18 protein-coding genes are annotated in these 23,092 nt (G+C 40.7%); 8 read left to right on the top strand and 10 right to left on the bottom strand.

What is annotated here, in order from left to right; genetic code table 11:
- The first annotated feature begins 57 nt into the window (after window positions 1-57).
- The 8 genes from D0T85_RS20970 (at window position 58) to D0T85_RS20940 (ending at window position 11,026) form a co-directional block, all read left to right on the top strand.
- Window positions 58-2,697: a glycoside hydrolase family 3 C-terminal domain-containing protein gene (locus D0T85_RS20970; protein ID WP_163215473.1), complete on the top strand. Its 2,640-nt coding sequence runs from the start codon at window positions 58-60 to the stop codon at window positions 2,695-2,697.
- A 161-nt stretch (window positions 2,698-2,858) separates the two neighbouring features.
- Window positions 2,859-4,913 (top strand): alpha-glucuronidase, encoded by a 2,055-nt coding sequence (locus tag D0T85_RS20965; protein WP_163215472.1) that lies wholly within the window; start codon window positions 2,859-2,861, stop codon window positions 4,911-4,913.
- A gap of 48 nt (window positions 4,914-4,961) precedes the next feature.
- A complete protein-coding gene (locus tag D0T85_RS20960; RefSeq protein WP_163215471.1) occupies window positions 4,962-6,266 on the top strand; it encodes an ATP/GTP-binding protein in 1,305 nt (434 codons plus the stop codon).
- Window positions 6,263-7,036 carry an RloB family protein gene (locus tag D0T85_RS20955; RefSeq protein WP_163215470.1) on the top strand — a complete coding sequence of 258 codons (774 nt, stop codon included), beginning with the start codon at window positions 6,263-6,265 and terminating at the stop codon, window positions 7,034-7,036. Before D0T85_RS20960 ends, D0T85_RS20955 begins: the two co-directional genes overlap by 4 nt.
- Window positions 7,037-7,057: 21 nt before the next feature.
- Complete coding sequence (gene uxuA / locus D0T85_RS20950; protein WP_163215469.1) at window positions 7,058-8,218, top strand: mannonate dehydratase; 1,161 nt, start codon at window positions 7,058-7,060, stop codon at window positions 8,216-8,218.
- A gap of 85 nt (window positions 8,219-8,303) precedes the next feature.
- A complete protein-coding gene (locus tag D0T85_RS22585) occupies window positions 8,304-8,444 on the top strand; it encodes a hypothetical protein (protein WP_203558545.1) in 141 nt (46 codons plus the stop codon).
- A 166-nt stretch (window positions 8,445-8,610) separates the two neighbouring features.
- A complete protein-coding gene (locus D0T85_RS20945) occupies window positions 8,611-9,159 on the top strand; it encodes a TlpA family protein disulfide reductase (RefSeq protein WP_370460021.1) in 549 nt (182 codons plus the stop codon).
- A gap of 4 nt (window positions 9,160-9,163) precedes the next feature.
- Entirely contained in the window at window positions 9,164-11,026 is a 1,863-nt protein-coding gene (locus D0T85_RS20940) for an SLC13 family permease (protein WP_163215467.1), read from the top strand.
- A gap of 124 nt (window positions 11,027-11,150) precedes the next feature.
- On the opposite strand, the gene D0T85_RS20935 is transcribed toward D0T85_RS20940, so the two are convergent.
- The 10 genes from D0T85_RS20935 to D0T85_RS20890 all read right to left on the bottom strand — a co-directional run.
- Entirely contained in the window at window positions 11,151-11,486 is a 336-nt protein-coding gene (locus D0T85_RS20935; RefSeq protein WP_163215466.1) for a hypothetical protein, read from the bottom strand.
- Complete coding sequence (locus tag D0T85_RS20930; RefSeq protein WP_163215465.1) at window positions 11,483-11,776, bottom strand: septum formation initiator family protein; 294 nt, start codon at window positions 11,774-11,776, stop codon at window positions 11,483-11,485. The genes D0T85_RS20935 and D0T85_RS20930 overlap by 4 nt, the downstream gene beginning before the upstream one ends.
- A gap of 154 nt (window positions 11,777-11,930) precedes the next feature.
- Window positions 11,931-14,774, bottom strand: a complete 2,844-nt coding sequence (locus tag D0T85_RS20925) for a hypothetical protein (RefSeq protein ID WP_163215464.1) — start codon at window positions 14,772-14,774, stop codon at window positions 11,931-11,933.
- Between the two features lie 17 nt (window positions 14,775-14,791).
- Complete coding sequence (locus tag D0T85_RS20920) at window positions 14,792-15,781, bottom strand: DUF4906 domain-containing protein (protein ID WP_163215463.1); 990 nt, start codon at window positions 15,779-15,781, stop codon at window positions 14,792-14,794.
- Window positions 15,782-15,804: 23 nt separating this feature from the next.
- A complete protein-coding gene (locus D0T85_RS20915; protein ID WP_163215462.1) occupies window positions 15,805-16,833 on the bottom strand; it encodes a FimB/Mfa2 family fimbrial subunit in 1,029 nt (342 codons plus the stop codon).
- Window positions 16,834-16,858: 25 nt separating this feature from the next.
- Entirely contained in the window at window positions 16,859-17,989 is a 1,131-nt protein-coding gene (locus D0T85_RS20910; RefSeq protein ID WP_163215461.1) for a fimbrial protein, read from the bottom strand.
- 17 nt (window positions 17,990-18,006) lie between these two features.
- Window positions 18,007-18,975, bottom strand: coding sequence for a FimB/Mfa2 family fimbrial subunit (locus D0T85_RS20905; RefSeq protein ID WP_163215460.1), 969 nt, complete (start codon window positions 18,973-18,975; stop codon window positions 18,007-18,009).
- 69 nt (window positions 18,976-19,044) lie between these two features.
- Window positions 19,045-20,565 (bottom strand): Mfa1 family fimbria major subunit, encoded by a 1,521-nt coding sequence (locus tag D0T85_RS20900; protein WP_163215459.1) that lies wholly within the window; start codon window positions 20,563-20,565, stop codon window positions 19,045-19,047.
- 238 nt (window positions 20,566-20,803) lie between these two features.
- Window positions 20,804-22,438 (bottom strand): hypothetical protein, encoded by a 1,635-nt coding sequence (locus D0T85_RS20895; protein WP_163215458.1) that lies wholly within the window; start codon window positions 22,436-22,438, stop codon window positions 20,804-20,806.
- A 220-nt stretch (window positions 22,439-22,658) separates the two neighbouring features.
- Window positions 22,659-23,092 (bottom strand): tetratricopeptide repeat protein (locus tag D0T85_RS20890; RefSeq protein WP_163215457.1); only part of this gene is annotated, 434 nt, incomplete at its 5' end.

Raw genomic sequence — 23,092 nt, 5'->3', positions numbered from 1 at the left:
GGAGGAGGACTTTCCAACTTCTACAATAACTAGTAATTGTAAATCAAACAAACAGCAATGAAAGCATTCAAAAACATCCTACTCATATCAACAACCATGTTTATTATCTCTTCCTGCGATACTCCCCTGCCCTATCAGGACACCTCTTTATCGTTCGAAGAACGTACGGAAGACCTTGTATCCCGTCTTACTTTGGAAGAAAAAGTAAACATCCTCCGGTACGATAGCGAAGCCATCGAACGCCTGGGCATACCTGCCCATAACTTCTGGAACGAGTGTTTACACGGCGTAGCCCGTTCGGGCCGGGCAACAGTCTTTCCGCAAGCCATTGGTATGGCTGCTATGTGGGATACCGATGAAATGCGAACCATTGCCGATGTTATATCCGACGAAGCCCGTGCCAAACATCACGAATATGCTTCACGCGGTAAGCGGGGTATTTATCAGGGACTTACTTTCTGGACACCCAACATTAACATATTCCGGGATCCCCGTTGGGGCCGCGGGATGGAAACGTATGGAGAAGACCCATACCTTAGCGGATCACTTGCCATTCCTTTTATTCAAGGATTGCAAGGAGATGATCCCCGCTACTTTAAAGTTATTGCTACAGCCAAGCACTTTGCCGTGCATAGCGGCCCCGAATCTATTCGTCACTCTTTCGATGTATGGCCCAACGAGTACGATTTGCTTGAAACTTACATGCCACACTTTAAACGTACGGTAGAGGAAGCCAAAGTTTATTCCGTTATGTGTGCCTATCAACGGTTCCGCGGAGCACCTTGCTGCGGCAACAAATACCTGGAAGAACTTCTGCGCAAACGCTGGGGATTTGAAGGTTACATAGTATCCGACTGCTGGGCTATTCAAGACTTTTACGAAGAAAAATACCATCATGTAGTTAACACAGCCGAGGAAGCCGCTGCTATGGCTGTTAAAGCAGGAACCGATTTGAACTGCGGAGTAACTTACCGCCACCTTCCCGAAGCTGTAAAACAAGGGCTTATTACCGAAGAAGAGCTGGATGTTTCGGTTAAACGTATCATTCTTGCCCGAATGAAACTTGGTCAGTTCGATCCGCAAGAAGATGTTCCTTACGCCAAAATACCGTTCGATGTGGTAGATAGTGAAGAGCATCAGGCAATTGCACTCGATGTTGCCCGCAAATCAATGGTGCTTCTTAAAAACGACAACAACCTGCTTCCCTTTAGTAAAGATGTTAAGAAAGTAGCTGTTATCGGCCCCAATGCCGACGATTTAGAGGTACTTTTAGGAAACTACAACGGTTTTCCGGCAAACCCCAAAACACCACTCACTGCACTGAAAGAGAAACTTCCCAATGCCGAAGTAACCTTTGCACAAGGATGCGAACTGGCTGCAAACCTCCCCTACTTCAGTGCCATCCCTACGGAATATCTGTACACCGACGAAACGTTATCGGTCCACGGCCTGAAAGCAACTTACATAGATCCGCGCAAAAAGAATGGTAATTCCAAACACAATCAGATAGATGCAAACGTTGATTTCACCTGGGGAACCACTGCCCCCTTTAAAGATATGGCCTATGATAACTTCATTGTTAACTGGAACGGTGTACTGGTTCCACCTGTAAGTGGCAATTACGCTATTGGGGTTGAAGGCTATACGGGTATTAAAATCTTTTGGAACGATTCACTGTTAATCAAGCATTACAGCGAGCATGGACCTGCTAAGAAATACGAATGGATGGATCTGGAAGCCGGAAAAGCTTACCCCATCCGCATAGAATATACACAAGAGAATACCGAACATGCCATTGCCCGGTTATTATGGGATACGCCCAAACCCGATTTAAAGAAAGAAGCAATAGAACTTGCCAATTCATCGGATCTGGTAATTCTGTGCATGGGCTTAAGTCCATTGCTCGAAGGCGAAGAGATGCCCGTAAAGGTAGATGGATTTGAGGGTGGCGACCGCCTCGACATTAAACTACCCGATACGCAAACAAACTTAATAAAGGATATCCAGAAATTGGGTAAACCTACCGTTCTGGTACTGTTAAACGGAAGCGCACTGGCCTTCAACTGGGAGGCAGAACATGTTCCTGCCATCATCGAAGCATGGTATCCCGGTCAGGCAGGAGGCACAGCTATTGCCGATATTCTATTTGGCGATTACAACCCGGCTGGCCGCTTACCACTGACTTTCTACAAGGACATTAAACAAATTCCGGCATTTGCCGAGTATGATATGGCAGGTAAAACCTACCGCTACTTTACTGGTGAGCCTTTGTATGAATTTGGCTACGGATTGAGTTATACTACTTTCAAGTATGAGATCAACAAAATACCCGAAACAGCAAAAACGAGCGATAACATTCAACTCGCTGTAAATGTAACTAATACAGGCACTATGGATGGTGATGAAGTGGTACAACTCTATGTTTCATTACCCGATAGTAAGCTTAAAAAGCCTATTCGTTCGCTGCAAGGTTTCCAACGCATACATCTGAAAGCCGGTGAAACGCAAACGGTAACGTTCACGCTTAAACCGGAACAGATAGCTGCACGCGATAAAGATTGTTTTGCGGTGGTCGAGGAAGGAAAGGTTCGTATCTCCATTGGGGGTAAGCAACCGGATGCCAAGGCGGTTGAATTGGGCCAGGTGGTGACAAGGGATATTAAGTTAACCGGGAATATGTATTATGTGAAGGAATGATATATATTTGTATTTTTAGACACGGATGACGCGGATTACACGGATTTTTAAAACACGGATTTAGTTTTATAAGTAGATGTTCATAATAAATCCGTGTTTTTTAATCCGTGTAATCCGCGCAATCCGTGTCTAAAAAAGTATTTAAAATAAGATTATAACTAATGAAGCAACTAATAACAACCTTTGTATTTCTTTTCTTTTCAATCAGTGTTATCGCCGAAGACGGCAGTAAACTTTGGTTGCGTGCCGCACACAATAACAACGCAATAATATCAGTTAACCAAAAAGGCCCTACCTTGAGTATAGCTCAGGATGAACTTTCTACCCAGTGGAAAGGAATGCCGGTTCAACTCCATATTAATAAAAAGAAGAAGGAATTTCAGGGCAGATCACCCGAATCGTACACCATTAAAACACAAGGGAAAAATAAAATCCTTATCGAATCGCCAACACAGCAAGGGTTGTTATACGGTGCCTACCATTTACTACGCCTACAAGAAACCATTGGTACTAAAGACGAGTTAGATATCTTAGAAACCCCACGCTACAACTACCGCTTGCTCAATCATTGGGATAATCTGGACCGTACAGTTGAACGTGGTTATGCCGGAAAATCCATCTGGAACTGGGACGAGCTACCCGGAACAATTTCTCCACGCTACAAAGAGTATGCCCGCGCCAATGCCTCTATAGGCATTAACGGAACTGTGCTTAACAATGTAAATGCCAGTCCGCAAATACTATCAAACGAATACCTGCAAAAAGTCAACGCAATTGCTGGCATTTTACGCCCTTACGGAATCAAGGTATATCTGTCCATCAACTTCTCCAGCCCGGCCGAACTGGGCGGACTTCCTACCTCCGACCCCTTAAACAAAGAGGTGCAACAGTGGTGGAAGAATAAAGCCGACGAGATATACAAACTTATTCCCGACTTCGGCGGCTTCCTTGTTAAAGCCAATTCGGAAGGTTTACCCGGTCCGCAAGACTTTGGTCGCACGCATGCCGATGGTGCTAACATGCTGGCCGATGTACTAAAACCTCACAAAGGAATTGTAATGTGGCGTGCTTTTGTTTACAATCCCGGCGATGAAGATCGTGCCAAACAAGCTTATCAAGAGTTTATGCCCTTTGATGGTCAGTTTCGCGACAACGTTATTATTCAGGTGAAAAACGGTCCGGTCGACTTTCAACCGCGTGAGCCATTCAGTCCGTTGTTTGGTGCAATGCAGCAAACTCCCGTAATGGCCGAACTGCAAATCACTCAGGAATACCTTGGATTCTCTAACCACATGGCCTATCTTGCCCCTATGTGGAAAGAGTGTCTGGACAGCGATACATATCAACAGGGAGAAGGTTCAACTGTTGCCAAAGTTACCGATGGCAGTATTTATCCACAAAAGATAACCGCCATTGCCGGAGTTGCAAATATAGGCAACGACGTTAATTGGTGCGGTCATCACCTGGCACAAGCCAACTGGTATGCCTTCGGGCGACTGGCATGGAACCACGAATTAACTTCGGAAGAGATTGTTCAGGAATGGGTTGCACAAACCTTCAGTTTGCCAATTAATGATGAGCCCAACTATCTCCTCAGTAAAACAATGCTCGAATCGCGTGAGGCTGTAGTTAATTATATGATGCCCTTAGGTCTTCATCACTTGTTTGCATGGGGGCATCATTATGGTCCGGAGCCTTGGTGCAACATTCCCGGTGCCCGCCCCGACTGGATGCCGAGCTATTATCACAAAGCTGATTCCGAAGGAATAGGCTTCAACAGAAGCAGTACAGGAAGCAATGCAGTGGCTCAATACCACCCTTCGTTGCAGGAAATCTATGACGATATCAACACCTGTCCCGAAGCACTTATCCTATGGTTCCACCATGTTCCCTGGGATTTCAAAATGAAAACAGGCTCTATTCTTTGGGAAGAACTTTGCTACAAATATGAGAGTGGTGTACAAGACACTCGCTATTTTCAACTAATTTGGGATGTACTTGAACATCATATTGATGAAGAGCGTTTCAAAGCTGTACAAAGCAAACTAAAGATTCAAACCCGCGATGCGGTTTGGTGGATGAATGCTTGTTTGCTTTACTTTCAACAATTCTCACAAATGGCAATACCGTTCGAGGTGGAAAGGCCGATATATGAACTCGATAGGTTGATGGAATTCAGGTTGGATATAACGAATTATGAGAATGCGATGCGGTAATAGAACTACTTTTCCGTATATTTGCAGATAATCGTCAAATTCTTAATTATGATTATAGATTTTAGCGTTCAGAACTTCCGTTCAATTAACAAGATTCAAACATTAAGTTTTGTTACTACCGGATTGAAAAGTGCTGAAAAACATGCATATATTGACCAGGATAACATTGTTAATAATGAAGGGCTTTCTTTATTTAAAACAATAGGTATCTATGGAGCAAATGCAAGTGGAAAGAGCAACATTTTAAAAGCATTGAATCACTTCATCAAAATAGTTACTTCACCACCCAGCGCAACTTCTAACTTATCCTTACTATGGCAACCTTTCCTTTATCAAAAAGATTCAGATACAACCGAATCTTATTTTCAAATAACTCTATTCATTAAAGGAGTAAAATATAGATATGGTTTAACAGTCAAAAATGATTTAAGTGAAAGAAACAACCTGATTGGTCTGAATAATATAATAATAGCCAATGAATGGTTGTATGCAGATAAGAACAAAAACATGTCATTGTTGTTTTTGCGTGTTGGAAACGAAATAGTTAAAAACAACTTACCCAACAAAAATAAAATCCCTTCTTCGCTGCCCTATAAACACAGTTTATATTTAAGTCATTCGGCTGCCTTTGATGCTGAGAACGATACTAATAATATCATTTCTTATCTGAGTAGACAAACTCTTTGCAATATTAGTGGCAGTAGCGAAAACTTCAGATGGCTTTCTATTTTTCATTTGAATGAGAACAAACAGCTTAAGAATAATTTCATTAATCTTATGTCATCGTTCAATTTGAACTATAAAGATATACTTCTTGATCCTGAAACTTTGAAGAAGTTTAAATATGAAGATGAATTTCCACAAGATAAGATCTTTCTATCAAAAGAATTTAAAGAAGGAAATGGTTTAAACCGGGTTCTGCTTAATTTGGAATATCATGAATCGGCTGGCACTCAAAAAATGTTTGATTTAACCGGACTTTTATTGTTGGCTTTCTTTTCACACGAAGAGTCGGCTTTTATTATTCTTGATGAAATAGACAGTAACTTCCATCCGGCACTTTTAATTAAATTGATTAAATTGTTCAACGATCCGGCTATAAACAAACTTAATTCTCAGCTGCTATTTACAAGCCACGATACAAACTTAATGACCCCTTCCATTATGCGTAGAGATCAATTCTATTTCACAGAAAAGCAAAGTGATGAATCTACACGTTTGTATTCTTTAGCCGATTTGAAAGGGATAAGAAACGATGCGGATTTTGCTAAACAATATTTAGCGGGTTTTTACGGTGCTACCCCTTCTTTGAATGACTATATTATTAACGATGAAGAAAAACCTGACGAATGATTAATCCTTGGGAACTAAAAACGGACAACGATCGTACTGCCGACAGACTTTATACATTCATTGTTTTTTGCGAAGATCAGGTTAGTGAAAGCATTTATATTAAATGCTTTGAAACAGAAAATATAAAGATAAACACCATAACCAATCAGAAAAGCATGTTCGATAATGTAATGAGAACATTGGATTACTGTCGAAACAATGATATATTAAAGAAAAACAATGATGCGTATTATTTAGATGCAGATAGTATTGAAATTTGGTGCGTATTTGATAGAGATACTTCCCATGATGGTACTATTACAGATGCATCAAAAATGTCCTTAGAAGATCTTGCATTCGATGAATCCATACAGTTAGCCCAACGTAATGGTATCAATGTAGCTTGGAGCAATGATGCCTTTGAACTGTGGATACTCCTTCATTTAGAAGATGTTGATCCTTGTGATACACAAACTCATCATCGAACATATTATTATAACCGCCTAACCGATCTTTTTGCGAACCTTGAGAATCCACCACAAGATTTAGTAAAATTGATGCAATATGTAACTCTATCTTATAAAAAAGATTTAAAAAGAGAGAAGCATTTTCCCAATATTGTACTTCCAATTATTACACCTTATATATCTGTTGCTGTTGAAAGGGCAAAGAATCTTCAAGAATTTCATGATGTAAATACCAGCCATTGTGAAAAGAAACCTTGTACCCTTATGCATCACTTGATTGAAAGTATCCGGCTTAAAGGAGGTAAAGATTGGACTCTAGATTAATCAGAATATAAAATAATCATCATGGAAAAAACCTGGAGATGGTTCGGAAAGAACGATAAAATAACACTACCCATGCTTCGCCAGATTGGTGTTGAAGGTATTGTAACCGCATTGCACAGCATCCCTAACGGAGAAGTATGGCCATTAGATGCAATCAAAGACATGAAAGAGTTCATTGAATTGCACGGGCTACGGTGGTCGGTAGTTGAAAGTCTGCCCGTTTCCGAAAGCATTAAATACGGCGGTCCCGATCGTGACCAACTGATTGAAAACTACAAAATCAGTCTGGCTAACCTGGGCAAAGCTGGTATAAAAACAGTTTGTTATAACTTTATGCCTGTAATAGACTGGATACGTACCGATTTGGAACACCCTTGGGAAGACGGTACATCATCCCTGTATTTCGATAAAATCCGCTTTGCATACTTCGACTGTTACATTCTGAAACGTCCGAATGCCGAAAAAGATTATACAGCAGATGAAATGGCCAAAGTGCATGAGCTAGATAAAGTTATCACCGAAAAAGAGAAAGATGATTTAATAGATACAATCATTGTAAAAACGCAAGGATTTGTTAATGGTAACATTAAAGAAGGCGATTTAAATCCGGTTTCCATTTTCAATGGATTGCTGAAAAAGTACGATGGTATAAACAAAGATGCGTTGCGCGAAAACCTTCGCTATTTTCTTTCGGCCATTATGCCGGTATGCAACGAATACCATATAAATATGTGTATTCATCCGGACGATCCCCCTTATGCTGTACTGGGACTTCCACGCATTATCACCAGTGGCGAAGATATTCAATGGTTTCTTGATGCAGTAGACAATCCACACAACGGACTGACCTTCTGTGCCGGTTCATTAAGCGCCGGACTTCATAACGATGTGCCCGAACTTGCCCGTCGGTTTGCCCACCGCACACATTTTGTACACCTGCGAAGCACAGAAGCTACACCCGATGGAAACTTTATCGAAGCATCGCATCTGGAAGGCCGCGGACACTTAATTAAACTTATCCGCATCTTCGAAAAAGAACGTCCGGATGTTCCCATGCGGGTAGATCATGGCCGCTTAATGCTGGATGATAAAGACAAAGGATACAATCCCGGATATTCTTTTCACGGACGTATGCTCGCTCTGGCTCAGGTTGAAGGGATGATGGCAGTGGTGAGGGGCTGAGTTGAACTAAAATAAAAACACAGAGTCACAGAAACACTGAGCTTTTCGAAAATGCCCGTAGGGCATTCATATCAATAGAAAGGCAATGATAATACTCTTCACAACCCGGTACGGGTTGCATGGTAGATACGATGCAACCCGTACCGGGTTGAAGATTAAAACTTATTATTATTCTATTGATATGAATGCCCTACGGGCATTTTCGAAAAGCTCCGTGTTTCTGTGACTCTGTGTTTTTATTCAATTCCATTCTGATTTGAACCAAACATTTATTCTCTAATCAATAAAAAAATCAAAAACTCAATAAAACACAAAATCAGATCGGTGTTTTATTTTGTTTTGAACTGCACAATTGTTAATTTCGTGAGCAAATTATAAATACTGTTCTCATGATAAAAAATCTCTTATACCTCTTAACCACAATTTCTTTAATAAGTTTTAGTGAAGTAAAAGCACAACAACAACCCCTAAACAGTGCACCTGTAGCCGACGAAGTAGGGTATATTGTACGCCTGGGAGATATTGCACCCGATTTTGATATAACTTTAACCGATGGCAAAACCATAAAACTATCCAGCCTGCGGGGAAAAATAGTAATGTTACAATTCACTGCCAGTTGGTGTGGAGTTTGTCGCAAAGAAATGCCTTTTATAGAAAAAGACATCTGGCAGAAACATAAAAACAATAAAAACTTTGCATTGATTGGCATTGATCGTGACGAGCCTCTGAATAAAGTTATTGAATTTGGTAAAAAGGTTGGTGTTACCTACCCACTGGGTTTAGATCCCGGCGGTGATATTTTTGCCAAGTATGCTGCAAGAAATGCAGGAATTACCAGAAATGTTTTAATTGACCGCGACGGACGGATTATTATGCTTACCCGTTTGTTCAACGAAAACGAGTTCAATGAACTGGTTGATAAAATAACAAGTAAATTATAAATATATGGAAATAACCTTTGGTGTTCTCATACTGGCTGCTATCTTCTTTGTAAACGGCAAAGTTCGTTCGGATTTAGTGGCCCTCTGTGCCTTAGTGCTGTTAATTTTGTTTGGAATACTCACACCCGAAGAAGCATTAACCGGGTTTTCAAACTCGGTAGTAATTATGATGGTGGGACTTTTTGTTGTTGGTGGCGCCATCTTTAAAACAGGTTTGGCTAAAATGATTAGTAGTAAAATACTGAATTTGGCCGGAAACAACGAACTGAAACTTTTTATATTAATTATACTGGTAACAGCTACTATCGGTGCTTTTGTTAGCAATACCGGAACAGTTGCCCTTATGCTTCCTATTGTAGTGAGTATGGCTGCCAGTGGAAATATTAACTCAAGCCGGTTATTAATGCCGTTGGCTTTTGCCAGTAGTATGGGCGGTATGATGACGCTGATTGGTACCCCTCCTAACCTTGTTATAAACAACACGTTAGTTGAAGCCGGATACAAAAGTTTATCATTCTTTTCGTTCACTCCGGTAGGGCTAATCAGTATTACGGTAGGGGTTATTGTTTTAATTCCGCTCAGCAAAATGTTTCTTACCCGAAGAGGCGAAGGGAACAAAAAGAAGAAGAAAAGCAAGTCGGTTACAGATCTGGATCGCGAATACCAACTTTCGCACAATCTGTACCGGGTAGAGGTTAAAGGCAATTCATCTGTAGCCAACAAAACACTAATGGAACTGGGCATTACTGCCAAATACAATGTAACGGTTGTTGAAATAAGAAGACTCTCTGCCACTTCGAGAAAGTTCTTCAAAACAATGAACCAGGAAATTGCAGAAGCAAAATCTGTAATTGAACCGGGAGATATTTTATATATCTTGGGCGAATCGGAAAATGTACAGCACTTTGTAACAGATAGCAAAGTTGAATTGCTGGATACACACAAGGCAGAAGGAGATATTAACAACGATGGCAGCCAAATGGAATTTAATGAAATTGGAATAGCCGAAATTGTATTGATGCCTAACTCTAAACTGATAAATAAAACGGTTATGGATTCGGGATTCCGCGAGAACTTCAGCGTAAATGTATTGGGTATACGTAGAAAAGAAAAATACATTTTGCAGGAACTCAAAGACGAGAAAATGCATTCGGGAGATATTCTGCTGGTGCAGGGTACCTGGAACAACATTGCCCGTTTAAGCGACGATCAGTCGGAATGGGTAGTACTGGGACAGCCTTTAGCCGAGGCAGCCAAAGTAACCCTCAACCACAAAGCACCGATTGCAGCCATTATAATGGTTGGTATGATTGTAACGATGATGTTCGATTTCATTCCGGTTGCTCCCGTTACAGCGGTTATTATTGCTGCATTATTAATGGTACTAACGGGTTGTTTCCGCAATGTGGAGGAAGCCTACAAAACAATTAACTGGGAAAGTATTGTACTTATTGCTGCCATGCTTCCTATGTCGTTGGCTTTGGAAAAAACTGGTGCATCGGAACTGGTATCTAATTCACTGGTTAACAGTTTGGGTAATTATGGTCCTTATATACTAATGGCTGGTATCTATTTTACCACTTCGTTGATGACTATGTTTATTAGCAATACCGCCACAGCAGTTCTTATGGCTCCTATTGCTCTTAGTGCTGCTATTCAGATGGGTGTTAGCCCCTACTCTTTCCTTTTTGCAGTAACTGTAGCGGCTAGTATGTGTTTTGCTTCTCCATTCTCGACCCCACCCAATGCACTGGTTATGAACCCTGGACATTACACTTTTATGGATTATGTTAAGGTAGGGTTGCCACTGCAAATAATTATGGGTATAGTGATGATATTTGCATTACCACTGATATTTCCTTTTTAATTATTATTATTATTAGACACGGATGACGCGGATGACACGGATAAAAAAACACGGATAAAATATTAATAAAATAAATCCGTGCTTTAAATCCGTGTCATCCGCGTCATCCGTGTCTAAAATTTCTTTATTCTTTATTTTCTTCCTGTGGAATACGAAATGCAGTGTACAATTCAAGAAATGCACCTATTGTTAGAATTACTATCCATTCGTTTTTGTTGGTAAAAAACATAAAGGCACCGGCAAGTACAAGAAACAATGCGCCAAAGATTTGTTGTTTTCGCAACCGTTTTATGTTTTTGTTATTTCCGGTGTATGGAGAGTTTATTTGTGCCAGTGCAAAAAGAGTAGCACCAATGGTATAAATGTAAGGGGCAAATGGCCAACCGGTTATATAAACGGCAGCACCTATAAGTGCCATTGAGGCACCTACTACGTATAAAGCGGGAATAATTTGTTTCATTCGATAATGTAGATATCCTCGTTAGGTTTTTTCATCAGGTATTTTTCGCGTGCTATTCTTTCAATAGCTTCAGGATTAGTGGTTAGTTCCTGAAGTTTCTGAGTACTTTCATCGTACTCGGCCTGGTATTTCTCTATTTCTTTGTTTAAATCGTGTATTTCGCTTGCGTATTGCATACGACGCACAAGACTGTTTTGATCTATAAAACCAATATAAATACCAAATACAATCAATGTTATTGTGCACTTATATTTACTCACGATTTTTAAGAAAGGCTTAATTTTATCCATAATAATCAACCTGTTATGATTAGTCCATGCAAACTTAAATAAAAAGATTGGAGATAACAAATAGATACCAAATAAAGCAAGAGGCACCATATATAGATGCCTCTTGCTAAATTATTTAGAGTGAACATTAAAGCCCACGGAAATTAAACAAATTCTAGTCGTTTCTCACACAACGTACTGGACGCGCATGATAGCGCGGGCGACCAGTCGACTTTACTGCGTCAGAAGCAATTTCTACCATATTTGCATTGTCGGAACTCATCGCCCCTTTTGAGTCTTCTGTCGGATATTCTCCTACAAAGCCTAATCTTTCTGGTCTACTATTCGAACCAAGACGACCACTAGCTGGGAAAAATATCCCACTCGAAGGATTTGTTGGGGAATCCCCAAGTTTAGAATTATAACCGACCCAACGACCAGACTCTGGCTGGAAAAAACCATTACGGTAATGCGTAATGCCGGTGGCGTCGAATGGGGCATATTTTAGATTTGTAAACGTTCCAACGTGAACGTTAGTCTCATTTTGCAAAACCTGAGATTCATCGTATGTAGGTAAACGCCATTCACCTTTGGTTATATACCTGCAAATATCACCTCTTTTCTCATTTGCATTGTATCCGATACCATTATTATATGTACGCATACTAAATGGGAGTAGATACGAATTTTCGTCGAGATAAGGAATAGTAGTATATGTAGCACCACTAGATGTGGGTGCTCCTTCTTCCGGCTCCCATACGATCCTACTAAGGTCTAAATCGTCGTTTTTACCAGCACCTGCGTATTCTCCTACAGGACTGAATGCAACCAAAGAACCCCACTTAAAGAACACACCTTGCGAATTAGCAGGAATTTGATCGTTTTCCCCGCTCGTTTTAGCAAAATCTAGCTTTGAACCAATTAAAACAATATTAGAATAAGCAAAAATACCCTCTTGCCAAAAGGTTATGATATCTTCCCATGGTTCATTTTCAGCTTTCTTTGCCCACTGAATTGTAATATCACGACCCACCATTGCTGCTGGAATGGGTATCTCAATATCATCTATCACTGTTGTAGTTTGTGCTCCGGGGCCCACCTCTTTATATTTGGGAGTACCTTTCAATTCTTTTCCTCCAGCGATTGCCCGTACATAAATTTTCGGATGATAGCCGGTTATGGTAACAATTGAGTTACCACCTTTGTGAGATGGGACTGTTGTTGCCGTAGCTGTAATAGCATACCCAGCCTGTTTGATATCCGTTTCTCGCGATATTATGTTGTTGTATGCTATCCAAACTTTCCTATCAATATAATCCCAAGTTTCATTGGGACCAAAAGGTTCTGGCATAGTAAGTGTATAATCTGCTGCCGATTCCGAGTTCGGCTTCTCCATAGACGCTTTAATTTCTCGATCTACTGGTTCATATTTATCTTTGTTTATTTTGGCGTGGAACTCCCAAGCCATATTGGTTTTTGCCTTTGCTGTTACCGTGCCACCGGGGCCCGGTATAATTGTAGTATTATCATCAACTGTAGTATATCCAAGAAATGTAAATACAGGAATAAAATCAGAGACTATGCCTTGTATCACTTCTACTACGGCCTCTAACCGACCGGCTTTCAGATGAATATATGCAGTACGTGCTGCGCCGGTAGTGTTTTCCTCCGCAGTTGTGAGCACTATCTTTACTTGCCCCCCGTCCATACCATAAAATGTATCTTTGTTTTTATCACCAATTGATAGCCAGCTTGGATGATTTATGGTAGTTTTGTCGGGTGCAGTAATTTTTGTTATTTTAAAACCTTCTGTCACATTGGTCTGCACTATTAGATCTTCTGTTTTATTGGCTTCTCTTGGGAGGTTGAATATCATTTTCGGATGTACGGAGAGGTAATGCTGCCCATCGAAAACAACTTCTCCTGCCATACCATTGTCCCAACTTTGTACAGTCGAGGTCATATTAACCGGAGCCGCCTTCAAAGCGTCGCCTGGAGTGTCACTACCTATGCCAACTATATCAGTAATAGTTACATTGTAGCTATGATTGCGTTGTATGTTCACCAAACCAGTGCTGCTGATAAAATCAACGCGATAATAGTAGGTTTTGCCTAGATAGGTACCACCTATTACCAAACAAGGGCTATTCCGCTCCCAGTTTGCATGTGTATATCCGTACGTATAAGCTTCGTACACATACATATCTTCTGTCATAGCACCCCCACTTACTTTTGTCGAATAGTTTAATGCTGTTCCTGCTTGCAATCCTGCATTGGTATTGTTTGCTGTTGTTGGTGTAGAAGGTTTACCACTATTACCGGATGCCGGATAATGATCGGCATTAGGAACAATTACTCCTTTGGTGTTGTAATTGTAATAATACACATGTGTCAATGCAAATTTACTTGTTACGCTGTTTTGCACCGATATCTTGGCCAGCATACGAGTAAGATTAACATTTGTTGCAGCTGTGTTACCAGCAGCCACCGTTATTGAAGCTTCGCCACACATAGGTATAACCCCAGCATCACTATCGGCCAAAGCCCATGCTGTGGTTTGGTCGTCTTTTAATAATGCGGTTTGTACTTGAGCTCGTGTATAGGCATTTACATTGCCCGATGAATATAACGTACTGTTAACCTTTGAATGGGCATTGGCCACAAGCATCAAGTTGTAGGTTCCAATAGGCAAACGTGCTTTAAATTTTAGTTTATTGTCTCGTACTGCATCATCAGCAGGAGTTATAGCTCCAACAGGAATATTAATAATCTTTCCCAATTTACCGTCAGTACCATTGAACAATAATAAATCGAGGCTTCGCACCCTGTTTTCTTCAGTAGTTCCAATGGTTGCCCGGGTAGCCACTTCAACGCTGGCAGGTAATATGGCTTGCAATGTTACTTCTCCTTCGGCGGTGATAGGAGTTATAACAGATCCTTCGTCTGTACAAGAAGCCAAAGAAAGTACCGCCACCAGCAGCAACTGTACCCTCTTTAGTAATGTAAATACTGTTTTCATTTTATCTTGCTATTTGTTTATAATGTTTCATTAATGGCTACATCTACCCAAGAGGTAATAGTAGCACTCATATTAACAGGTTCTAATTCGTAAGCTTCATCTGGTGTAAGACTACCATCACCCGACACACTGGTTATATTGAGCACATAACTGATATTGCGCGTAATATTAATATCACCAAAGTCAATGCGGTAATAGTGTTTACTGCTATTGTAGGTACCTCCAACCACAATGCAAGGTTTTTGTGTGGCAGGAGCTTCGAATACATAAATATATGCTCCACTATAAGTCAGGTAATCTAAACGTTTATCAGAACCAGAACCTGTATTCGGATTTGTATCAGTATAGGTACTAGTAGGAGGTACAATCAGACCTTGACGACTGTAGTTGTAATAATATACATCAGTAAGTGTAAAATTACTGGCTGCATTAGTTACCTTAATACGTGCCAACATACGTTTCATATCGAAAGAAGCTGTTGTTGTGGTAGAGGTGTTTACACCTGTTGCTTCGCCCCACATAGGAATACTTTTAGATTCATCAGTAGCATCAATAATCCACTTATCCGATTTGGTTTTTATCAACGCTGTTAGTTTAGAGCGAGCATCATCTTTATTCAATGAACCTGCTTCCGTACTAGCATTTGCAATAAGTACCAAATCGTAAGTACCTTTGGGAACATCTTCAGCCTCAGCTTCCCATTGCTTATTAGTACCATCTTTTGCTGTAAAAGTGCAAGAAATAACATCAACAATGGTGCCACCACTGGGGTTACATACCACCAAATCAAGCGTAAGTATATTATTCTCTTTTGCTGAAGCAACCACCTCTGCCCGGGTTTCCATTTCGGCAGTGGCTGGGAGGTTTAGGCTCAGTGTTATTTTATGCTTGGCATCATCTGTTACCGGGCTAATGGTAGCATCATCACGGCCACAAGCACTCAGCATAACAAATATCATGGCCAAAACCGGAGTAAATGTTATTAAACCGGATGTTATTTTTTTCATAATCAGTTGGTTTTAGTTATGAATCACAAATCACAGTTAATTGTTTTTTCATCTTCCCAAGCTAATACATTGATGGTCATACCTGTAGGAACTGCTTTGTATGCATCATCCGGATCGGTATATCCGGCAGAGGTTACACTCTTAATATCTATGGTATAAATGTTATTACGAAGAAGGTCGTACCAAGTAGAGCCAGATTTAAAATCAATACGATAGTAAGTAACAGTACCCGATTTGTTGTATTCCCCTCCTACTACTAAACAGGTATTCTGTTTCCAATTGGCTGCGCCATAAGCACCTCTGGAAGGGGCTTCGAATAGGTAAATGGGACTATCTGCTGCATAAGAATTGTACTCTAGGTAAGAGTCGGCTACGTAAGTAACACCAGCAAAATCTGTAGCAGGAGGAACAATTCGTGCAGTGCGGCTGTAATTATACACTAACACTTTCGTAAATGTAAAAACATCATTGGTGACACTTTTCTTAACATTGACCCGAGCCAGTATACGTTTCATATCAATTGTTACAGTAGCACCTGTAGAGATAGTTACATTCTTTGTTTCTCCCCACATCGGAATACTGGTATTATTGGTTGCACCAGTGATATCCCACTTATCTGTTCCTTTAGTATAAGTAAGCCCAGTGATAACGGTTTTGGCAGTACCAGAAGCTAAACTACCCACCTGGCTACTGGCATTGGCTATAAGTATTAAATCATAACTACCTGCTGGCACAGTAGCCTTGCTAGTTTGTGTGGCAGTTCCGGCTCCGGTAAGCACGGTGCAAGAAATAGCATTAGTGACCATTTCTCCACTGGTTTTATCGCACACCAGCAAATAAAGAGATTTGATGGTATTTTCTTCTGTAGTACCTGCTACCGTTGCCCGGGTTTCCATTCCGGTATTGGCAGGCATGCTCAAGTTTAATGTTATCTCATGTTGGTCGTTTGATTGAGACTGCACATTTTCGTCCTGATTACATGCACTTAGTAATGGAATCAGTAAGGCTAAACTAAGTATGGACTTTATCTGTTGGGATCTTTTTTGTTTCATAACAGTTTGTTTTTATATTTTTATATTACAAATCAGATTCTATTTTTGTTTCAGCTTCCCATGGAAGCACATTAACAGTTATATTAAATTCCGGATCCAAATTCAATATGGTTGCCAACACATCCAGAAACGAATTTCGCAAAATAGTATAATTGGGTGTTTCTGCTCCAGTTACATTGACCTTCGTTCCTATTTTCCCGCTTTTTTTCCCATCAGTAAAAGTCATTGATAGCACCATTGCTTTATTTTCAGTGGTAACAGGTGTAAATCTGGTTTCGGGAAGTATTAGTCTTTTAAATATAAAAGTACGTGTATCGTCATTGTCGGTGTAGTAACCGGCATAAGTGGGGTAATCTCTTTTATATTCATCAAAAGAGGCGGCACATGTGTATGTTTTTTCTATTGGGGAAGATGGTACATTAGTTTTATCTGTAAACAGATATACTTCGGATGGTATGTTGCCTATTGTTATTGAGTTAGTATTCAGGGTAAGTGCCTCTGCTTTACTCATGGTTACTTTTACTTGCACACGGATACCGATTCTTTCCATAGCTACAGCCCAAGCACCAAAATGGCTGGTTTTATCACTCTCAACTACATGTGTATTACCGTTTATGGTAACGTTTTCTTTTACAGTTACCATCGGAATATATTTGCTTTCGTCAAAAGCGGATTGGTTAAAGAATAATGTTTTTATGTAATCCAGCTTGCTGTGGGTAATTTCGTCGGCAGTGGCTTTACTGGGGTCGGTAATTTCGATGATAGCACCTAGTTCTGCGCTTAGTGCTGCATCCGAAATTTCGTTGGCAATAAACACTACTTGAAACGTACCGGTTCTCATCATTGCCTTTGCAGAGACCACACCATATGCGTTCACCGTTTGTAAAGCAGATTCGCTTAGATATGTATTGAATGATAGTGTTCCATCGGCCCTATAGCCCAACACCCGCAGTGATTTGATAGTAGGGTCAATATAATCTCCATAATGAATATCGTTTGATATTTCACCATGATCTTCGTTGAACCAGTTTGTACTGGCTATAATATTTATGTCAACCTGCTGTTCGTTAGAGTTCAGGGTGTTTGTGTCTTCAGCACATGATACCAGCAGAAGTAAGGTTGTCAAGGCTGCCAACAGTTTATTCTTTATTTTCATACTTATAAGTTAGGGGGTTAAAACTCGTCTTCGCCCAAATTATCTTCTTCTTGCCATATATACTTCCAGCCATTAACCATAATTATCTCAATTTCCATCTGTAGGCCAAAGTACAATACAATGTCGAAGGTATAGGTTGTATTGAAATCTGCTTCCTTGTTTTGCGCCTTGTAGGCATCGCAAATGGTCGTTATCAGATTGCCGTTAAAGAGCGTTTGTTCGGCAGTGGCATTGCTCAGTGTAAGTTTCGGGCTACGTTCATTGGCCAACCGGAGTACTTTGATCGAAGTATTCAGTTCGTAGTTTTCCATCTGGCAAGTACGTATATGTTGGTAATCGGCTTTATTGTCGATTATCGAATTGTCGAAAGAATAGTGCGAGTTATTATCGGTTATGCTAAACGTGTAATCATCTTCCGATTGAGGTAAACCGATTGCTGTTATATTAATTGTGTAAGTATTAGGGCTTATGTAAACCTGTACATAATTGTCTTGATTTGCTACAATTTCTTGGCTTTGGGTTCCATGATGCAAATCGGGAATGTTTTCGTAAATACATTTATCAGAATCGTAGTGAAGGTAATATTCCAACTCATCCATATAATATTTGCGAGTTTCGCATTGTTCAATTGTGCGATTAAATTTATAGTATTCGCCTGTATTGGTCCAAGCCACAAATTGGTAATTGCCAGCAGTAAGCAACAGGTTAAATTCGTAATCGCTACCAGTATAAGCTCCGGCAGTAACCGAAGTTACATATTGCATGTTGTCATTGAACACATACACATGCAAACTATCTATTTGATATCTATCTTCAGGAAAAAGGTCGAGTGTTTGGGCATCTACATCCAAGCTAACAACTAAATGTACACTACCCCTGAGATCAATACACCCATCGAGGTCATCTTTAATGCAGGAAGTGATTCCCACAAGGGCAAATAGAATGATCACAGACCTTATTAGTAATATGGAATATTGTTTTTTCATCTTTTTGGGTGATTGAGTTAAAAAGGGACAGCCAGCCCCGTAAAGCAGGCTGTCCGCTATTAAAATAGGTTATTCAAGTATAACTTCGTTTTTGAAGTATACCCATGGAAGTGTTTGAATTTCAATATTCAGAATTGTTTCTTTATCTTCTGAAGGATCCCATGGATCAGGAACGATTGTATTTTCATCTGTTGGATCAACCGGTTTTGAACCAGGACCGTCACCAGGACCTCCATTACCATCTCCACCATCAGGAATAGTAGGATCACCAGGCCATCCTTTAAATACACCTTCTTTGATACCAGTTACAAGAATATGAGCCAATTCGTTACGTTCCAAGTTACGGTGGTCTTTACTTCCTGGAGTAGGAGGGTTGGGTGCTGTACCTTTGGCTGTATTGATAAATACCATAAAGTATACATAACCGGCTTTATATTCTGTGAATACATATTGTTTGCCAGTTGTACTTTTTGAAGTTAACTCGCTAGCCAATGCATAGGCTTCGTCATAACTTGAAACAAACCAAATATCGTTATTATTTTCACCCGTTACAGTTTCCTTACAGAACACCAAGAAGAAATCAGATCCAGGAACATAAGCAGTACCAGGTGTACGACCGGTATACACTGGTCTGTCTTTCCCTGTCAGAGCATCATGTTTCGTATCATAGCCAACTGTAGTTAATGGTAGACCGCTAACCTTGGTTTGAACCATTACATAAGATGCAATTGCTTTGTCTTGACCCGCATTTTCACCAAAATAATAGCTTTTCAAATCAGTTGATGTCCATTTCCACTCACCATTATCACAAACATTAGGATCGTTTTGCAATCCTACAGCCACTGCATCATACTTTCCTGGACTTTTAGGGCTAGTACCGGTTCCAGTCCATTTCCATGGAGTTTCAAGACCATTCACTATGCGTTGTACATAGTAAATCTCTTCATTAACATTACCTGGGAACCAGTTCTTAACTTCATATTTAATCTCAGCCTCAGTACCTTCACCATTATACAATTTTTGAGGAAACGGAATACCAGTACTTGTTACTATCACTTTTGCAACCAAACGTCTTACAGTTGTTGAAAGTGTATTCTTTACAGGTTCTGTACCTTTATCCTGTGCGTGAATGTCTTTTGTTGTACAGTCCGAGAACATAACAAAGCCATCTGTTGGATTAGCAGCTTCGGAAAGCGTTGCAACAGCATCCAACAATTCTTTTTCAGTTGTCACAGTAAGAGCAGGCATATTAACACCTACATAAAGATTTCTTAAACCGGCAGCAGTTTCAAGCGGTGTCTTATTTCTGTAATAGTTACCATCTTGTGTAAAATCAGTTATAGATAATTCGTTTACTTTCAACTCGTCACCACTACTACTAAAAGAGTAAACTGTGATAGCTTTTACTTTGCTTTCATAGTCAAGAGCAGTAATATATTCAGTTCTCGACATTGAAGCAGGCATCTTGAAAGCAATATCCAGTGTTGCTTTTTCGCCTTCAATCACCTCAGGCACTTTTACGTCATCGTTCTCCGAACACGACGCAAACATCATTATTGCTGCCGTAGCAGCGAAAAGAAACTTTTTCATTTTCATTTTTTTGTTTTAATTAATAATATGGGTTTCCCCGTTGTTTATTCTTTTTCTTTTTTCTTTTTTTAGACACGGATTATTCTTTTTTTAGACACGGTTATTCTTTTTTAGACACGGATTGCGCGGATGACGCGGATTTTAAAACACGGATTTTAATTGCTGATTTAAATAATATCTGTGTATTTAAATCCGTGCAATCCGTGTTATCTGTGTCTAATTTTTTATCTGTGTCTAATTATAAACCATTTAAATATTCCTGTAAATTATAATCCCGTATCATTTTACTTATCTCCGGGTCACGCTGTGCCCGGTTTACCTTATCCGGATCCAGTCGGCAAGCCTCCATTAAATGATCTACAGCTGCTTGCATTTCTTTCAACCTGCTACACAAGATGGCAGCCAGGTAGTGCGTGTTGCTATTCTGCGGCAAGGCGGCCAAGGTGTTGTATGCTTTTCCATCGTAGCCAAGGCAAGTCAAGGCTACAGCAGTGTTGTAATCGTTGTAATCGTTCAAGATGCTCAACGCCCGTTGATATTCGCGGTTTCTTAATAATTTCAAAGCATGCATATACTCCGTGCGCTGATCGGTTGTGAACTGCGGGTTGCCAAGCAAACTGCCGTCGGCCAGTTCGTCCATCGAAGAAATTATATAGCTCAGCGTATCCACGCGTGATATCTTATAATAACTACGATCGGTGGCTGTTATATTTCCGCCTAGTGTCAGACGGATGTTTTTAAGCCCAGCCGTTACCGGATAGCTGCGGGTGTAGCGATACATATAATTCTTGCCCGGAGCAATTACTGCATTGTAGTGCGCATCCGGCCGATAAGGAGCGGGCACCATGTAGCGAAACATCTCTTCTTGTCGCGAACCTCTTACTTCGTTGGCTGCTATCTTTTGATGCAAAAGAAAGCTCGATGCTATTTGTAGCGAGTCGCGTTCTTGTGGTAAAAGCGGTTCCAGATCTTCGGGAGTAATACCTTTAAGATAGAACTCGCGATACTTGGCCGGAACACCATCCAATGTTATCTGTCGGCGGGAAGAAGAAGTGTCTACAATTCGTTTACGCTCTGTACGATACTTACGCCCTAATTCTAAGGTATCGGCATGCATGGCCAAACGCCGTGCAAAGAGTGCCTGATACTTCATATCATGTGCAATCAGTTTCTTGCGCAATACTTCTGCCTGCTTAATATTATACGCATCGTATTCTGCTTGTTGGGTGTTTCGCCAATCACGATACTCTTGCATCAAAGTCCATTTGTTGTAATACTGATCGAGCTCTGTTTGCCTACGCCTGCCCAATTCGCGGTTCACACCCCGATGGTCTACAAAGGCAGAATCATAAGCCGAAGGATCAATAATGCTATTCAGGTACTCTTCAAAGCGTTCGTAATCTTGTTTTTGTAATTCAATAAAGTTTGTTCCGCGCAATACCACGTCTTCCAGTTTCACTAAGGAATCGCCGTGCATAAGTTCCGGCGTAAGCGTCAGCTGAAAGTCGTCCGATAGGTAGGCCTCGGGTACATGTACAATAAAGTCAATATTTACTTGTCCTTCTCTAATTGGTGCAAAGCGTGCGCGCGAAGTAACGGTTACTTGCGACAACATGTACACTTTGTTGGTATCCAAAGCGGCTTCGGCTTCCTGTGTGCCTTCAATGCCTGCTTGGTTGGTACTGTAATTAACCTGTTCGGCCAGTACCATCGGCCCTTGTTGCCCCGGACGGCCACCTGGATGGGTAATGGAAATGTGGCTACGTTCCAGAAACAAGCGTTCCGTTAGGTGGCGCTTACGCATGCTACCGGTGCTACAAGAGGCAAGGGTCAATAAAACGAAAAGGGTATACAGTAAGTTTTTCTCTCTCATAAATATAATGTGCCAATGGGATAATGTGCCAATGTGCTAATATGCCAATGTGCCAATATGCTAATGTGTCAATTACTAATGTGTCAATATGCCAATAGGATAATGTGCCAATAGGATAATGTGCCAATTGCTAATGTGCCAATAGAATGTAATTAATAAATTGATTAATTATGCGCAGCCAATTGGCACATTGGCATATTAGCACATTGGCACATTAGCCTTAATCTTCTCCTCTCTTCTTTGCCAACTCTTTCAGATTATGCTCAGCCTCATTTACTCCACCAATTGATGCTTGGTTCAGTAAATCTTCGGCTTTGTCCAGTTCGCCACGAATCATATAAACGATACCTAGGTTGTTCCAGGCTTCGGGTAAAGCAGGAGCCTTTTCAAGTAAGCGCAAAGCGGTGTTTTCTTCGCCATTCTCGATTAACAGGGCAGCGGCGTTGTTCATAGCAACGGGGTCGCTGTCGAAGTATTTAGGAATGGTTTCCATGATTATCTTTTTATACTCGGGGCTGTCCTTGCCATACTCCAAGGCTACGCTGTACAACTCTAGTTGCGACAGGTTCTCGGGGTTGGTGTTCATCAGCTGACGGGCTTCGGTGGTGCTATAGCTACGTACGGCATAGTCAATCTGGTATTCTACGCGGCGTA

It is taken from the genome of Bacteroides sp. 519 (genome assembly GCF_010500955.1).
Classification (GTDB): domain Bacteria; phylum Bacteroidota; class Bacteroidia; order Bacteroidales; family Bacteroidaceae; genus Bacteroides.
The sequence above is the reverse complement of the archived record's forward strand: the minus strand, read 5'-3'. Positions and strand labels throughout refer to the sequence as shown.

Coding starts and splice junctions, on each gene's coding strand:
- D0T85_RS20970 (WP_163215473.1), top strand. CDS start 58: ATGAAAGCATTCAAAAACATCCTACTCATATCAACAACCATGTTTATT.
- D0T85_RS20965 (WP_163215472.1), top strand. CDS start 2,859: ATGAAGCAACTAATAACAACCTTTGTATTTCTTTTCTTTTCAATCAGT.
- D0T85_RS20960 (WP_163215471.1), top strand. CDS start 4,962: ATGATTATAGATTTTAGCGTTCAGAACTTCCGTTCAATTAACAAGATT.
- D0T85_RS20955 (WP_163215470.1), top strand. CDS start 6,263: ATGATTAATCCTTGGGAACTAAAAACGGACAACGATCGTACTGCCGAC.
- uxuA (WP_163215469.1), top strand. CDS start 7,058: ATGGAAAAAACCTGGAGATGGTTCGGAAAGAACGATAAAATAACACTA.
- D0T85_RS22585 (WP_203558545.1), top strand. CDS start 8,304: ATGATAATACTCTTCACAACCCGGTACGGGTTGCATGGTAGATACGAT.
- D0T85_RS20940 (WP_163215467.1), top strand. CDS start 9,164: ATGGAAATAACCTTTGGTGTTCTCATACTGGCTGCTATCTTCTTTGTA.
- D0T85_RS20935 (WP_163215466.1), bottom strand. CDS start 11,486: ATGAAACAAATTATTCCCGCTTTATACGTAGTAGGTGCCTCAATGGCA.
- D0T85_RS20930 (WP_163215465.1), bottom strand. CDS start 11,776: ATGGATAAAATTAAGCCTTTCTTAAAAATCGTGAGTAAATATAAGTGC.
- D0T85_RS20925 (WP_163215464.1), bottom strand. CDS start 14,774: ATGAAAACAGTATTTACATTACTAAAGAGGGTACAGTTGCTGCTGGTG.
- D0T85_RS20920 (WP_163215463.1), bottom strand. CDS start 15,781: ATGAAAAAAATAACATCCGGTTTAATAACATTTACTCCGGTTTTGGCC.
- D0T85_RS20915 (WP_163215462.1), bottom strand. CDS start 16,833: ATGAAACAAAAAAGATCCCAACAGATAAAGTCCATACTTAGTTTAGCC.
- D0T85_RS20910 (WP_163215461.1), bottom strand. CDS start 17,989: ATGAAAATAAAGAATAAACTGTTGGCAGCCTTGACAACCTTACTTCTG.
- D0T85_RS20905 (WP_163215460.1), bottom strand. CDS start 18,975: ATGAAAAAACAATATTCCATATTACTAATAAGGTCTGTGATCATTCTA.
- D0T85_RS20900 (WP_163215459.1), bottom strand. CDS start 20,565: ATGAAAAAGTTTCTTTTCGCTGCTACGGCAGCAATAATGATGTTTGCG.
- D0T85_RS20895 (WP_163215458.1), bottom strand. CDS start 22,438: ATGAGAGAGAAAAACTTACTGTATACCCTTTTCGTTTTATTGACCCTT.